This is a genomic window from Aquabacterium sp., from assembly GCF_016234775.1.
Taxonomy (GTDB): domain Bacteria; phylum Pseudomonadota; class Gammaproteobacteria; order Burkholderiales; family Burkholderiaceae_C; genus Aquabacterium.
Map to the genome: position 1 here is coordinate 78,456 of NZ_JACRAH010000003.1, position 14,393 is coordinate 92,848.

At 63.3% G+C, this 14,393-nt stretch carries 16 protein-coding genes; 12 read left to right on the forward strand and 4 right to left on the reverse strand.

Features of this window, described 5'->3' with window-relative positions; translation table 11 throughout:
• Window positions 1–4 precede the first annotated feature (4 nt).
• Genes HY836_RS01815 through HY836_RS01845 form a run of 7 tightly spaced genes read left to right on the forward strand, consistent with a single transcriptional unit; the run spans window position 5 to window position 5,708 of the window.
• Window positions 5–196, forward strand: coding sequence for a hypothetical protein (locus tag HY836_RS01815; protein ID WP_290672993.1), 192 nt, complete (start codon window positions 5–7; stop codon window positions 194–196).
• Window positions 178–1,026, forward strand: coding sequence for an HDOD domain-containing protein (locus HY836_RS01820; RefSeq protein ID WP_290672995.1), 849 nt, complete (start codon window positions 178–180; stop codon window positions 1,024–1,026). The genes HY836_RS01815 and HY836_RS01820 overlap by 19 nt, the downstream gene beginning before the upstream one ends.
• A 24-nt stretch (window positions 1,027–1,050) precedes the next feature.
• On the forward strand, window positions 1,051–2,013 hold the full coding sequence (locus HY836_RS01825) for an ATP-binding protein (RefSeq protein WP_290672997.1): 963 nt from the start codon (window positions 1,051–1,053) through the stop codon (window positions 2,011–2,013).
• Window positions 2,010–3,500 (forward strand): HD domain-containing phosphohydrolase, encoded by a 1,491-nt coding sequence (locus HY836_RS01830; RefSeq protein WP_290672999.1) that lies wholly within the window; start codon window positions 2,010–2,012, stop codon window positions 3,498–3,500. Before HY836_RS01825 ends, HY836_RS01830 begins: the two co-directional genes overlap by 4 nt.
• Entirely contained in the window at window positions 3,497–4,039 is a 543-nt protein-coding gene (locus HY836_RS01835) for a response regulator (protein ID WP_290673001.1), read from the forward strand. Before HY836_RS01830 ends, HY836_RS01835 begins: the two co-directional genes overlap by 4 nt.
• 39 nt (window positions 4,040–4,078) lie before the next feature.
• Window positions 4,079–4,990, forward strand: coding sequence for a LysR family transcriptional regulator (locus HY836_RS01840; protein ID WP_290673003.1), 912 nt, complete (start codon window positions 4,079–4,081; stop codon window positions 4,988–4,990).
• Window positions 4,991–5,045: 55 nt separating this feature from the next.
• Window positions 5,046–5,708 carry an alpha/beta fold hydrolase gene (locus HY836_RS01845; RefSeq protein WP_290673005.1) on the forward strand — a complete coding sequence of 221 codons (663 nt, stop codon included), beginning with the start codon at window positions 5,046–5,048 and terminating at the stop codon, window positions 5,706–5,708.
• On the opposite strand, the gene HY836_RS01850 is transcribed toward HY836_RS01845, so the two are convergent.
• Window positions 5,680–6,300 (reverse strand): YebB family permuted papain-like enzyme, encoded by a 621-nt coding sequence (locus HY836_RS01850; protein WP_290673007.1) that lies wholly within the window; start codon window positions 6,298–6,300, stop codon window positions 5,680–5,682. The two genes, HY836_RS01845 and HY836_RS01850, sit on opposite strands and share 29 nt — an antisense overlap.
• 141 nt (window positions 6,301–6,441) lie before the next feature.
• Here HY836_RS01850 and HY836_RS01855 point away from each other — a divergent pair, with 141 nt between their 5' ends.
• Window positions 6,442–7,158 (forward strand): acetoacetate decarboxylase family protein, encoded by a 717-nt coding sequence (locus HY836_RS01855; protein WP_290673009.1) that lies wholly within the window; start codon window positions 6,442–6,444, stop codon window positions 7,156–7,158.
• 77 nt (window positions 7,159–7,235) lie between these two features.
• Here the strand turns inward: HY836_RS01855 and HY836_RS01860 are convergent, their stop codons facing one another.
• The 3 genes from HY836_RS01860 to HY836_RS01870 all read right to left on the reverse strand — a co-directional run bounded on the left by HY836_RS01860 (window position 7,236) and on the right by HY836_RS01870 (window position 8,590).
• Entirely contained in the window at window positions 7,236–7,430 is a 195-nt protein-coding gene (locus tag HY836_RS01860; protein ID WP_290673011.1) for a hypothetical protein, read from the reverse strand.
• A gap of 83 nt (window positions 7,431–7,513) precedes the next feature.
• Entirely contained in the window at window positions 7,514–8,407 is an 894-nt protein-coding gene (locus HY836_RS01865) for a LysR family transcriptional regulator (RefSeq protein ID WP_290673013.1), read from the reverse strand.
• 48 nt (window positions 8,408–8,455) lie between these two features.
• Complete coding sequence (locus tag HY836_RS01870; RefSeq protein WP_290673015.1) at window positions 8,456–8,590, reverse strand: hypothetical protein; 135 nt, start codon at window positions 8,588–8,590, stop codon at window positions 8,456–8,458.
• 151 nt (window positions 8,591–8,741) lie between these two features.
• On the opposite strand from HY836_RS01870, the gene HY836_RS01875 reads away from it, so the two are divergent.
• From HY836_RS01875 to HY836_RS01890, 4 genes are read left to right on the forward strand one after another with little or no spacing between them, the layout of a single operon-like run.
• The gene (locus HY836_RS01875) at window positions 8,742–10,865 is read left to right on the forward strand and encodes a 3-hydroxyacyl-CoA dehydrogenase NAD-binding domain-containing protein (RefSeq protein ID WP_290673017.1); all 2,124 of its coding nucleotides are present in this window, start codon (window positions 8,742–8,744) and stop codon (window positions 10,863–10,865) included.
• Complete coding sequence (locus tag HY836_RS01880; protein ID WP_290673019.1) at window positions 10,858–12,054, forward strand: acetyl-CoA C-acyltransferase; 1,197 nt, start codon at window positions 10,858–10,860, stop codon at window positions 12,052–12,054. The genes HY836_RS01875 and HY836_RS01880 overlap by 8 nt, the downstream gene beginning before the upstream one ends.
• Window positions 12,055–12,069: 15 nt before the next feature.
• The gene (locus HY836_RS01885; protein ID WP_290673021.1) at window positions 12,070–13,245 is read left to right on the forward strand and encodes an acyl-CoA dehydrogenase family protein; all 1,176 of its coding nucleotides are present in this window, start codon (window positions 12,070–12,072) and stop codon (window positions 13,243–13,245) included.
• Window position 13,246: 1 nt separating this feature from the next.
• The gene (locus tag HY836_RS01890) at window positions 13,247–14,389 is read left to right on the forward strand and encodes an acyl-CoA dehydrogenase family protein (protein ID WP_290673023.1); all 1,143 of its coding nucleotides are present in this window, start codon (window positions 13,247–13,249) and stop codon (window positions 14,387–14,389) included.
• Window positions 14,390–14,393: the final 4 nt, after the last annotated feature.

The window sequence follows — 14,393 nt, forward strand, 5'->3', positions numbered from 1 at the left end:
CACCATGCCCCCGACAGAACATCCCCTTAAGCCCACGCCGCAGCCCCGAGCCGGCGCAAACCTGGAGCGAGGCGCACTGCAACCTTTGCTGGAGCACCGATTCCGCCACACCTTGCGCTCCGGGCAAGTCAGCCCCTTGCTGCACCTGATCTTGCGCTACAGGCAGGAGGCATCCGCATGTATACCCAACACCTGAGTGCCGAGCACATCACGTCACAGGTCAAGGCGTTGCCGGCCTTGCCAGAGATCGTGACCGAGCTCGTGCGGCTGATGAACGATGAGGGCGTCAGCGGCGACTACCTGGCAGACAAGCTGGCCAAGGACCCCGGCTTGAGCGCCAAGGCCTTGCGGCTGGCCAACTCCTCCTTTTATGGCCTGAGCCGCCAGATTCAGTCCATTCCAGAGGCCCTGCAGATGCTGGGGCGCCGCACGGTGGGCCTCATGGTGCTGGCTGCGGCGGCCTCGGACGCCATCAAGGTCAGGCCTCGCCCCGGATTCCACCCTCGCATCTTCTGGCGCCACGCCTTGGGTGCAGCGCTGGCGGGGCAGGCCTTGGCCCGCAGCCAGCACCTCAACCCCGACCTGGGTTTCACCGTCGGCTTGCTGCATGACATCGGTCAACTCGCCCTGGCCTGCATCGTGCCGGAAAGGCTGGCCACCGTTGCCGACTTCAAACACCAGCACGACTGCATCAACATCGACGCCGAACAAGCCGTGCTGGGGACCGACCACACGGTCGTTGGCGCCTTGCTGGCCGAGCGCTGGCAGTTTGCCCCCCAGATCGTGGAGGCCATCGCACACCACCATGCCCCCGGCATGCGCCCGGGCCCTGGCCTGGCTGGCGTGGCGCATCTGGCGGACGCCATCTCTCATGCGCTGGGCCTGTCAGGCGACGACAACGAGACCGTCCCTCCCACGCCGCCGGAAGTCTGGGCTGCCATGGCCCCGGGCAATGAAGCCTGCCTCCAGCTGTTTGCGGATGTGGAACACCAGTTCGAAGGCGTGTGCAGCGCCCTGCACTTCTGACTTGATGCCACAAGGAGTCATGCCATGCCCACCACCGATCCAGCCCTGAACAGCGCGCAAGCCAAATCCTGCCAGCCATGCAGCGGCCCGCATCAGGTGCACGAACTCCTGCGCGCCAACGAAGAGCTCAAGATCCTCAATGCGAAGTTGTCCGCCACGCAGGACAAGCTCGTGCAATCAGAAAAGCTGGCTTCGATCGGCCAACTGGCTGCAGGCGTGGCGCACGAGATCAACAACCCGATCGGCTACATCTTCTCGAACTTTGGCACGCTGGAGCGTTACCTCGTTCACCTGTTTCAGATGCTGTCGGCCTATGAAGAAGCAGAACGACACCTGAGCGACACCCCCCAAGGCCTGCAACTCAAGAAGCTGCGCGAACAAATCGAACTGGACTACCTCAAAGAGGACATCCCAAACCTGATGCAGGAGTCCCGTGAGGGCATTTCAAGAGTCCGCAAGATCGTCAGTGATCTCAAGGACTTCTCACGCGTTGGCGCCAGTCAGGAATGGGTCTGGGCCAACCTGCACAGAGGGATCGAGTCCACACTCAACATCGTCAACAACGAGATCAAGTACAAGGCCGATGTCGCCAAGGTATTCGGCGACATCCCTGATGTGCAATGCCTGCCATCCGAGATCAACCAGGTCATCATGAACCTGCTGATCAACGCCACACACGCCATTACCGCCGAGCGCGGCACCATCACCATCCGCACGGGTCGAACGGGAGAAGGCGACAGCGAGCAGGTATGGATCGAGGTGGAAGACAACGGCTGCGGCATCGCCAAAGAACATATCAGCAAGGTGTTCGACCCCTTCTTCACGACCAAGCCAGTGGGCAAGGGCACGGGACTGGGTTTGTCACTCTCCTATGGCATCGTGCAAAAGCACAACGGTCACATCGATGTGAGAAGCGAACCCGGCCAAGGCACCTGCTTTCGTATCAGCCTGCCCGTTCGACACCACAGCACGGAGGCCCAGGAATGAGCGCACAACCGAGCCAGACGCTGAGCAGCAAACCCGTGATGTTCGACATCGACGCCGTCCTCAATGAACCGCTGAGCGAGCATCCCGAGCGGGATGCCGCCCATGGCTTCCCCATGCCCGAACTGCATGCGATCGGCTCGCCTGCGGCCTTTGTACCTGCGCCCGATACCGATGCCCATGCCGACACCACGCGCACAATCCTGTGCGTGGACGACGAGCCCAACGTCCTGGCCGCGCTGGTTCGCCTGCTGAGGGGAACCGGCCACCGTGTGCTCACCGCGTCAGGCGGCCCCGATGCCCTGGCCTTGATGGCGCGCGAGCAGGTCGATCTGCTGATCTCCGACATGCGCATGCCTGGCATGAGTGGCACCGACCTGATGCTGAAGGTGCGCAGCGGCTGGCCCCACGTCACGCGCCTGCTCCTGACCGGCCACTCGGACGTGAGTGCCACCATTGCTGCCATCAATGAAGGCCAGGTACACCGTTACCTGACCAAGCCTTGGGGCGACGCCGAATTGGTGCTGACCATCAAGGAGTCCTTCGAGCACAAGTTCCTGGAAGAAGAAAAGCAAAGACTGGAAGCCCTGACGCGCAGCCAAAACGAGGAACTCAAGCACCTCAACACCCACCTGGAAGCCCTGGTGGCAGACAGAACGCAGGAGCTGGAGCAAGCCAACGAGCGCGTCAAGAAAAATTACTTCAACTCCATCAAGACGTTTTCCAACCTGATTGAACTGCGCGGAGGGCAGTTGATGGGCCACGCTCGCCGTGTGGCCGACCTCAGCCTGCGGACGGCCAAGGTGCTGGGGCTCAACGAGTCCCAGACCAACGATGTGCTGATCGCGGCCCTGCTGCACGACATCGGCCAGATCGGCCTGCCCGACGCCTTGCTGAACAAGGCTGCCAGCGAGCTGACACCACGGGAAGCCGCACCATACCGCATGCACCCTGTCTTTGGCGAACAGGCCTTGCTGGGCCAGGATGACATGCAGAACGTGGCCGCTGTGATCCGGGCCCACCATGAACGCTTCGATGGCCAGGGCTACCCGGACGGCCTGGCCGGCAACGACATCCCACTGGAGGCACGCATCCTCGCCGTGGCCGATGCCTACGAGGATCTCGTTAACGGCCGCCTGGTCAGCGAACACATGAAGCCGGCCGACGCCTGCGCCCTGCTCTTTCGCGGGCGAGGTTCGCAATTCGACCCCGAAGTGCTGGATGCCTTCATGAGCCTGTTCGCCCATCTGGCCAACAACCACGACACACCGGCTCAGACCACCAGCGAGGCACAAGCGGTACTGCTGCGGCCGGACGAGCTGCAGGCCGGCATGATCATGGCCCGCGACCTTCTGTCACCGCAAGGCGTGTTGCTGCTGGCCAGTGAGCATGTGCTCACCACGGACCTGATCAAGCGCATCCGCGTATTCGAGCGCCGCAACGGGCGCCCCATCTTGCTGGCCACCCGGCCGGCGAAGGAAGCACCATGAGCAAACTGATGATCGTGGACGACGAGGCCAATGTGACCAACGCCTTGTTGCGCGTGCTACGTCGGCGCCTGCCGCTCAACGTCCGCATGGAGGCGTTCGTAGACCCTCTCAAGGCGCTGGAGCGAGCTCAAGAAGCAACGTTCGAGATCATTCTCAGCGACTACCGCATGCCGCAGATGGACGGCATCACTTTCCTGCAAGCTGCCAAGACGATCCAGCCACATGCGGTGTGCATGATCCTGTCGGCGTCCACCGAGGTCGACACCATCATGAAAGCCATCAACAACGTGGAGGCCTTTCGATACTTGACCAAACCATGGGACGAAGCCGATCTGGTCGATCAGATCGAGCAAGCACTGCACCGCAGCGAGCAGGCGCGTGAGACACGGCATCTCGCCGATGACATGCGCGCACTTCGGGGCGACATCTCGCCACAGGTGCGAGAAGCCCGGCTGCTGGAAGAACTGGAGCCAGGCATCACCCAAGTGGAATGGGGCCCCAACGGCGAGGTGCTGATGCCGCCGCTGAACAAAAGTTGAATTCAACTCAAGCATGCCGATATTGTTAACATATGGTTCATGCTTGAAGTTCGCCACCTTCGCTCACTGATCGCCATCGCCGACACCGGCAAACTGGCCACAGCGGCCGAGCGTGTTCACCTGACGCAATCCGCCCTGTCGCACCAGGTTCGGGCTGTGGAAGCGCACTACGCCACGCCGTTGTTCGAGCGCACGCGCCAGGGCCTGCGCTTCACGCCAGCGGGGGATCGATTGCTGGCACTGGCACGCACCGTGCTCAATGACGTGAGTGCCGCCGAGCGCGATCTGCAACGCATGAAGGGTGAAACCACAGGCGAGCTGCGCATCGCGCTGGAATGCCACACCTGCTTCGACTGGCTGATGCCGGTGATGCACGCGTTCCGCCAGCGCTGGCCTGAGGTGGAGCTGGATCTGGTGGCTGGCTTTCATGCCGATCCGCTCGCCTTGCTCAAGGAAGGGCGCGCCGACCTCGTCATCGGCTCACGCCCCAAGTCGCAACGGGCCTGGTCTGTACGCCCCCTGTTCCGCTTTGAGATCCTGTCCGTGCTGGCCAATGATCACCCGCTGCGTCACAAGCGCTTCCTCACCGCCAGGGACATGGCCGACCAGACGCTGATCACCTACCCCGTGCCCGAGCAGCGCATCGACCTGATCCGCGAGGTGCTCAAACCGGCGGGTGTAGAACCAACGCGCCGCACAGCTGAGCTGACGGTCGCCATCGTGCAACTGGTGGCCAGCCGACGCGGCATCGCCGCCCTGCCCAACTGGGGCCTGCAAAGCTATCTGGAGCACGACTATGTCAAGGCCGTGCCCATCGGCCCCAAAGGGCTATGGAGCGAACTGCACGCCATTTGCCCGAAAGCGCTCGCCAGCCGCCCGTATATGCAGGACATGGCCGACATCATTGGCCAGGAATGCGCGAGACTGCCTGGCATCGAGTGGCTAGCCTGATGCTCAAGACACCCTCATCGCACGATACGGCACGCCGCAACACATAGGTCTTGACATGCAACTGGACACCGTCGAAATCGAAACAGGCCCCACCCCGCAGACCAGCATCATCATCCTGCATGGTCTGGGCGCCGATGGCAGTGACTTCGCACCCTTCTGCGATGAACTGAACCTCTCGGCCATCGGCCCCGTTCGCTTCGTGATGCCCAGCGCCCCTGTGATGCCGGTGAGCATCAATGGTGGCTACGAGATGCGCGCCTGGTACGACATCCTGCCCACCAATGACCCTACGCGTCGTGAAGACGAGGCCAGTCTGCGCCGCTCGCACCTCGCCATCAACACCTTGATCGAACGCGAGGCGCAACGCGGCGTCGCGCCCGAGCGCATCGTGCTGATGGGCTTTTCGCAAGGCTGCGCCATGGCTCTGATGGCCGGCTTGCGCTATCCGCAGGCGCTGGGCGGCATCATCGCGCTGTCGGGCTACCTGCCCTTGCCGCAGTTCACGCAGGCGGAGCGCCATGCGGCCAACCAGCGCACGCCCATCTTCATGGCGCACGGCCAGCACGATGACGTGGTGCTGATGAGCCGAGGCGCCGCAGCCCGCGATCAACTTCGGCAATGGGGATACCGTGTCGACTGGCACGACTACCCCATGACCCACAGCCTGTGCCTGGACGAAGTGCAGGACATCAACCAGTGGTTGCTGGGCCAGTGGTGACCACCCCGTCAAACACGGTCTGAAGCCGGGGGCTTTGCAGCAAGCTGGCCGGCGAGACCGTTTCTCGCTGCCACGGAATACGCCCGAAGTACCAGACCTGCCAGAAGCGCAGGTTGACGTTAGGGTTGTGCGCGAGCAGCGTCGAGAAGTTTTCCACCTCGCCCAGTTGCTGGCCTGTGGCCTGCGCCACCACCTCGCGCACGTATTTGGAGCAGAACTGCCGCCCCGAACGCAGGTTGAAGCCGGTGTCATACAAGACGCCCGTGCGCTCGCGGGCCGCCACATACAAGGCCTGACGCTGGACCGGCGTGAGCGGTGCCGTCAAACGCGCGACAGCGAGGCGGTGACCCTCCGAGCGTGCGACGAACTGGGACAGGGTTGTGAACCGCGAGAAAGGAAACGTGCTTTCGGCCACCACCGGATCCGCCCCACCTTGGGCAACCACCACGCCAACGTGATTGGTCCATGACAGGGTGGCATCGGCCACCTCTCTGAAGGGTCTGGCCGGCACGCGGATGAAGACCACATCACCCACCTGAACCTGTTGAGACAACTGCGCCACAGGCTGTGGCGGCGGCAAGAAAAAGGGCATGAAGGACTCCCGTTGACAAGCAGGCATGCAGCTTGATCTCGGGCGCCCCTCAGCACCAGTGATTTCGCCGGGGTGCCAGTTTGTGCAACATCCAGTATCACCACGCGATACCGCCCTGGCTTGAGGCAAGATACGCCCCCAATGAGCAATGAAACCCTGGTGCTGGAAGCGAGTGAGGCGCTGCCGCACGTTCCCCTGGCCCCCGCCCCCTGGCGCATCACCGGCAATGGCTACATCGTCGCGGTCTGGTTGCCGCGCGATGTGATCAACAACGCCTTTCTCCCCCCCTCGCTGGCGCCGTCTCATCGTGGCCGGCTGGCCTTCATGATGTTCGTCGATTACCACGAGACACCGTGCGGCCAGTATCACGAACTGCTCTACATCCCCGGGCCCATGCAGTTCAACGAGCACCGACACCGCTCCATCACGCGCATCTTCGTGTCCAGCTACGACTCGGTGGTCAATGGCCGGCGCAACTGGGGCATCCCCAAGGACCGAGCGGATTTCAGCGTGAGCTATGACGACCAGGGCATCGACCATGTGCGCGTGCAGCGCGATGGCCATACCTTCGTTGAACTAGCGTTCAAACCCAAGGGCCCGTCGATCCATTTCAACGCGGCCGTGATACCGAGGTTCCTGCGCACGCTGGCACAGCATTGGGAAGGCAACGAGTACATCTACACGCCAGACGCTGACGGTTTCGTGCAAATGGCCTCGCTGCAATCGGCCCGCTTTGATGCGGCGCTGTTTCCAGATCTGGCGCGAGGGAGGGTACTGGGCGTCGTCAAGGCCAAACACTTCAACATGCGGTTCATCCAATCCATCATCCGGCCCATGAAGCATCGCACCTGGGCTTAATTCATCGCGGGTGTCACTGATTGACGCGCACCATTTGCGATCGCACCAGAAAAAACCGCATACACGGGTAACTGCGTTTACCGATGCCAGGCCAACCAGCTCGACAGGCTGGCATGCACCTGATCGGCCTGACTCGGCGAAAGATGCAGCTTGTCATCCAGCCACCAGCAGGCCAGGCTTTCGGCCCGGTTGTACGCCATCTGAACCACGCTGCAACCCAACACGATCAGCATCAAACAGATCAGCAGGCATCTACCGATAGCGTGACGCATGGGGCGCACCACGTTGTCATCCATCGCCCCTCACACCCGTGGCGTGCAAGTGGCGAGCACATGGCGGCTTGATGGCAAGCCGATCAGATCACGGTGCGAGCCCGCTCCAGCATGAAGTCGATGAAGGTGGAAGCGGCTCGTGTGTGATGCCGATTGGGCATGTAGAGCATGTACATCTGCGTGCCGAAGATGCTGAGCTTCCAGTCATTGAGCGCGGTCTGCACGCGCCCGGCCTGCACCTCGTCTTGCACCACGTAGTCAGGCACCAGGCCCACACCCAGGCCGGCCAGAATGGCTTCGCGCAGAAAGCCGAAGTTCTCCGACATCAAGGTGGGTGACAGCGGCACCTCATGGCGCTCGCCGTGCAGATAGGCCGACAGGCGCAACTGCCGCCCCACCACACCCGACGTGATCACGGGCAGTTGATCCAGATCTTCCAGTTGGCGGGGCATGCCATGGGCCTTGGCATAGTCTGCGGACGCACAGGCCACATAGCGCACAGGCCCCATGTCCCGCGCCACGAGGTGATCAGGTGGGTCGGACATCACGCGTACGGCGATGTCCACCTCGTCACGCAACAGGTCGACCACGCGGTTTTCGAACGCCACGTCCATCACGATGCCCGGGTAGGCACGCTTGAAATCGATCAGCCAGGGCAACATCACCATCTGCCCGTAACCGCTGGGCACACTCAGGCGCACACGGCCCTGCAGGCTCTGCCCCAGCGTGGCCACCGACTCGCGCGCCGCATCCAGCTCATTGCGGATCTTGCGGCCGTGTTCGTACAACTGCAGGCCGATTTCAGTCGGTTCGATGCGGCGGGTGGTACGCCGCACCAGTTGCTGGCCCACGCTGCGCTCGAAGGTGCCCAGGTGATAGCTCACATTGGCGCGGCTCATCTTGAGTCGGCGTGCCGCCTCGCTGAGGTTGCCGGCGTCCAGAATCTCGACCAGCAGGGTCAGTGATTGCAGATCCATCTCGAATGACACTCACTCGCCGTCATGGCGCGCCATCAAGGCGCCACCTTATTTCTTCTTGCTGCGCTCTGGCACCACCGTGACTTTGGTGGGGCTCACGGCGTCCGGCGACATGGGTTTGGAGGGCGAGCTGTCTTTCTTCGGCTTTTTCGCTTCTTTGCCGTTGCGTTGACCCTTGGGCATGATCTTGTCCTTTGATTGTTCAAATTGATTTGACAGTCTGTCAATAGATACAGGGATTGTCAAGGCGCACTTGTTTTCGAACAATGTCCGATCCACGATGGGCCCTCAGCCTGCCGTGCAGCCGATCCGAACCGCAGAAAGCGCCCGCCCCATGAGCCAAGCCCCCGCCGTCCACGTCAGCGTGCACAACCATGTCGCCCTGATCTGCATCGACAACCCGCCCGTCAACGCGCTGGGCGTGGCGGTACGCCGTGGCCTGCAGCAGGCCATCGCCCAGGCCGAGGCGGACGAGCACGTGCACGCCGTGCTGATCGTCGGCCAGGGCAAGGCCTTCATCGCTGGCGCCGATATCCGCGAGTTCGGTCAGCCGCCGCAAGCGCCCTCGCTGCCCGATGTGTGCAACGCCATCGAAGCCTGCAGCAAATCGGTGATCGCGGCCATCCATGGCCCGGCGCTGGGTGGTGGGCTGGAGGTGGCCATGTCGGCCCACTATCGCGTGGCCACCGACAGCGCCAGACTGGGCTTGCCGGAAGTGCAACTGGGCTTGCTGCCCGGCGCAGGCGGCACCCAGCGTGCGCCCCGCCTGGTTGGCGCACAAGCCGCGCTGGACCTGATGCTCAGCGGCCGCCATGTTGGCGCCCAGGAGGCCTTGCGCATGGGCCTGATCGACCACATCGCCACCAGCGACGATGCGCAGACAGAAGGCCTGGCCTATGTGCGACACGTGCTGGCGCAAGGTGCCCCCGTGCGCCGCACACGCGACCAGACCGAAGCCCTCGCAGACAAGGGCGCGCAACGCGTGGCCATCGATGCGGCACGCACCGAGGTGAGCAAGAAGCGCGGCCTGTTCTCGCCCGACAAGATCGTCGACTGTGTGCAGGCGGCCCTGGAGCTACCCTTCGAAGAGGGCCTGCGCACCGAGCGCGCCTTGTTCGAACAATGCCTGAGCAGCCCGCAACGCGCAGGCCTGATCCACGCCTTCTTTGCCGAACGCGAAGTGCTCAAGGCACCGGAAACCAAATCAGCCAAACCACGCGCGCTGAACAAGGTGGGTGTGATCGGCGGTGGCACCATGGGGGCAGGCATTGCCGTGGCCATGCTGGATGCGGGCCTGCACGTGACCATGATCGAGCGCGATGACCAGGCCCTGGCGCAAGGCCGATCGCGCGTGGAGAAGGTGTATGACGGCCTGATCGCCAAAGGGCGCATCAGCAGCGAAGGCAAGGCCATCGTGATGGCCCGCTTCGTGGGCGCGGTGGACTACGCGGCGCTGGCCGAGGCCGATCTCGTGGTCGAAGCCGTGTTCGAAGACATGGCCGTCAAGCACGCGGTGTTCGCGCAGCTCGACAAGGTCTGCAAGCCCGGCGCCGTGCTGGCCACCAACACCTCCTACCTGGACATCAACGAGATCGCCGCCGGCGTGTTCCGCCCGCAAGATGTGATCGGCCTGCACTTCTTCTCGCCAGCCAACATCATGAAGTTGCTGGAGATCGTGGTGCCGACCAAGGTCAGCGCCGATGTGGTCGCCACCGGCTTCGAGCTGGCCAAACGCCTGAAGAAAGTGCCGGTTCGTGCCGGCGTGTGCGATGGCTTCATCGGCAACCGCATCCTGGCCACCTACCGCACGGCTGCCGACCACATGATGGAAGACGGCGCCTCGCCCTACGAGATCGACCAGATGGCCCGTGCCTTCGGTTACCCCATGGGCCCGTATGAAGTGAGCGACCTGGCCGGTGGCGACATCGGCTGGGCCACGCGCAAGCGCCGTGCAGCCACGCGCGATCCACGCGCTCGCTATGTGCACATCGCCGATCAGCTGTGCGAGCGTGGCTGGTTCGGCCAGAAGACCGGCCGCGGCTATTACCTCTACCCCAACGGTGCCCGCACAGGCACACCCGATCCCGAGGTGCTCGCCATCGTTGAAGAGGAACGCGCCAAAGCCGGGGTCAAGCCAAGGGCATTCACGCTTGAAGCGTTGCAGCGCCGCTATCTGGCGGCCATGATCAACGAAGGCGCCAAGGTCGTCGAAGAAGGCATCGCGCTGCGCCCGCTGGATGTGGATGTGACCCTGGTGCATGGCTATGGCTTCCCTCGTTATCGCGGCGGCCCCATGAAGTACGCCGACATGGTCGGCCTGCCCACGGTCCTGGCCGACATCCGCGAATTCGCCAAAGCAGACCCGCTGTTCTGGCAGCCCGCCGCCTTGCTGATCAAGCTGGTGGAAGAAGGCCGCGATTTCGACAGCCTGAACAAAGGAGACAACAACCATGCGTGAAGCCGTCATCGTATCCACCGCCCGTACCCCGCTGACCAAATCACACCGGGGCGAGCTCAATATCACGCCCGGGCCCACGCTGGCCTCGTTCGCCGTCAAGGCGGCCGTTGAACGGGCGGGCATCGACCCCGCACTGATCGAAGACGCGATCCTGGGCTGTGGCTATCCGGAAGGCACCACGGGCCGCAACATCGCGCGCCAGGCCATCATCCGCAGCGGTTTGCCCATCAGCATCGCCGGCACCACGGTCAACCGCTTCTGCGCATCGGGCCTGCAAGCCATCGCCATGGCCGCCAGCCGCATCATCGTGGATGGTGCGCCCGCCATGATCGCAGGCGGTGTGGAAAGCATCTCGGGCATCAAGACACGTGAAGACGGTGACACGGGCATGGACCCCTGGATCGTTGAGCGCAAACCCGCCTTGTACATGGCCATGATCGAAACGGCCGACATCGTGGCCCGGCGCTACCAGATCAGCCGCGAGGCGCAAGACCGCTTCTCGGTTGAGAGCCAGCGCAAGACGGCCGAGGCGCAAGCGGCCGGCCGCTACCAGGACGAGATCGTGCCCATCACGACCACCATGGCCGTGGTCAACAAGGACACGAAGGAAGTGAGCAAGCAGGAAGTCAGCATTGATCACGACACCTGCAACCGCGTCGGCACCACCTATGAATCACTGGCCAAGCTGCCCCCCGTGCGCGGCGCCGACCAGTTCATCACCGCAGGCAATGCCTCGCAACTGTCGGATGGCGCCTCGGCCTGCGTGCTGATGGAGCGCAAGGAAGCCGAGCGCCTGGGCCTGCAGCCTTTGGGCGCCTTCCGCGGCATGGCCGTGCATGGCTGTGAGCCCGACGAAATGGGCATCGGGCCGGTGTTTGCCGTGCCCAAGCTGCTGGCGCGTCATGGCCTGAAGGTCGATGACATCGACTTGTGGGAGCTCAATGAAGCCTTTGCCTCGCAGTCCATCTACTGCCAGCAGCAACTCGGCATCCCCGATGAGCGGCTCAACGTCAACGGTGGCGCCATCTCGATCGGGCACCCCTTCGGCATGACGGGTGCACGCCTGGTCGGCCATGTGCTGCTGGAAGGCACACGCCGCAAAGCCACCAACCCGAACGCGAAGTGGGCGGTGGTGACCATGTGCATCGCAGGTGGCATGGGCGCCGCAGGCCTCTTCGAAATCTTCTGATCAAGGCACCGCATCATGGACTTGAGCTTTACCCCCGCTGAACAGGCCTTCCGCGACGAGGTTCGCACCTTTCTGGCCAACAAGGTGCCGGCACGCCTGACGGACAAGGTGCGTCACGGCCAACACCTGAGCAAGGCCGATCACGAAGAATGGCACGCCCTCCTCCATGCACAAGGCTGGCTGGCCAACCACTGGCCCCAGGCCTGGGGCGGCCCGGGCTGGAACGCCGTGCAGAAGTTCATCTTCGACAACGAATGCGCGCTGGCCTATTGCCCACGCACGGTGCCCTTTGGCGTGAACATGCTGGGCCCGGTGCTCATCAAGTACGGCAGCGAGGCGCAAAAGCAATACTGGTTGCCGCGCATCCTCAGCGGTGCGGACTGGTGGTGCCAGGGCTATTCCGAGCCAGGTGCGGGCTCTGATCTCGCATCGGTCAAGACCACCGCTGTTCGGGAAGGTGCTCACTACATCGTCAATGGCCAGAAGACCTGGACCACGCTGGGCCACCACGCCAACATGATCTTCTGCCTGGTGCGCACCAACCGCGAAGCCAAGAAGCAGGAAGGGATCAGCTTCCTCCTGATCGACATGGCCACACCCGGTGTGGAGGTGCGGCCCATCATCACGCTGGATGGCGAGCATGAGGTCAACGAAGTGTTCTTCACCGATGTGAAGGTGCCCGTTGAGAACCTGGTGGGCGAAGAGAACAAAGGCTGGACCTGCGCCAAGTTCCTGCTCACGTACGAACGCACCAACATCGCGGGCGTCGGCTTCTCGGTGGCGGCGCTGGAGCGGCTCAAGCTGGTGGCCGATCGGGTGATGAAGAATGGCCAGCCCTTGTCGCGAGACCCCCTGTTCGCGGCCCGCATGGCGCGGGTCGAGATCGACCTGGAGAACATGAAGACCACGAACCTGCGCGTGATCGCGGCCGTGGCCGGCGGCGGGGCACCTGGGGCCGAAAGCTCCATGCTGAAGATCAAGGGCACCGAGATCCGCCAGGAACTCAACAGCCTGCTGCGCCGTGCGATGGGCCCGTATGCCCGGCCTTTTGTAGAAGAGGGTGAAGCGCCAGGCCAGCCCGAGGCCAGCTTCGCCGCTGCCCAGTACTTCAACAACCGCAAGCTGTCGATCTTTGGCGGCTCCAACGAAATCCAGAAAAACATCATCTCCAAGATGATCCTGGGGCTCTGACATGAACTTTGAACACACCGAAGACCGCCGCATGCTGGCGGACACGCTCAACCACTACGTGGCCGAGCAATACGGCTTTGAAGCGCGCATGGCCATTGCGCAATCGCCCGAAGGCTACAGCGCGGCGCAATGGCGCCAGTTTGCCGAACTGGGCGTGATCGGTGCCTTGTTCAGCGAGGCCGACGGCGGCTTTGGCGGCACAGGCTTCGACATCGCCGTGGTGTTCGAGGCATTGGGGCGCGGCCTGGTGGTCGAGCCCTTCCTGGCCTGTGCTGTGCTGGCGGGCAGCGCCCTGGCACAAGCCGGCAACGCCAGCCAGAAGGCGCTGGTAGGCGGCATCATCAGTGGTGAGGTGCTGGCCACACTGGCGCACGACGAACCCACATCGCATTACGAGCTTCAACGCGTACAGACCACCGCCACACGCCAGCATGAAGGCTGGGTGCTCGATGGACACAAGGCCGTGGTGGCTGGGGGCGATCAGGCTCAGTTCCTGATCGTCTCGGCACGCACATCAGGCCAGATCGATGATGAACAAGGCATCTCGCTGTTCATCGTGCCCACCGACACGCCCGGCGTGACAGTGCGCGGCTACCAGGCCATCGACGGCGGCCGGGCTGCCGAGGTGCTGCTCCATCAGGTGGCCCTGCCCCCTGAAAACCTGCTGGGCGTCGAAGGCCAGGGCCTGCCCACGCTGGAACACGCCATCGGCCGTGGCTTGCTGGCGCTGTGTGCCGAATCACTCGGCGCGATGGAGGTGGCCAAACAAGCCACCATCGAGTACCTGCAGACACGCAAGCAGTTTGGCGTGCCCATTGGCAGCTTCCAGGCCCTGCAGCACCGCATGGCCGACCTGCTGCTGGAGATCGAACAGGCCCGCTCGGCCGTGATCAACGCGGCCGCCGCACTGAGCGCAGAAGACCGCCGCACCCGCGAACGCGCCTTGTCAGCTGCCAAATACAGCATCGGGCGCATCGGCACCCTGGTGGCCGAAGAATGCATCCAGTTGCACGGCGGCATTGGCATGACCTGGGAGCTGCCTTTGTCGCACTACGCCAAACGCCTGATCATGATCGACCACCAACTGGGCGATGAAGATCACCACCTGGCGCGTTTCATCGCGCTCGGCCATCACGCACAATGACGCA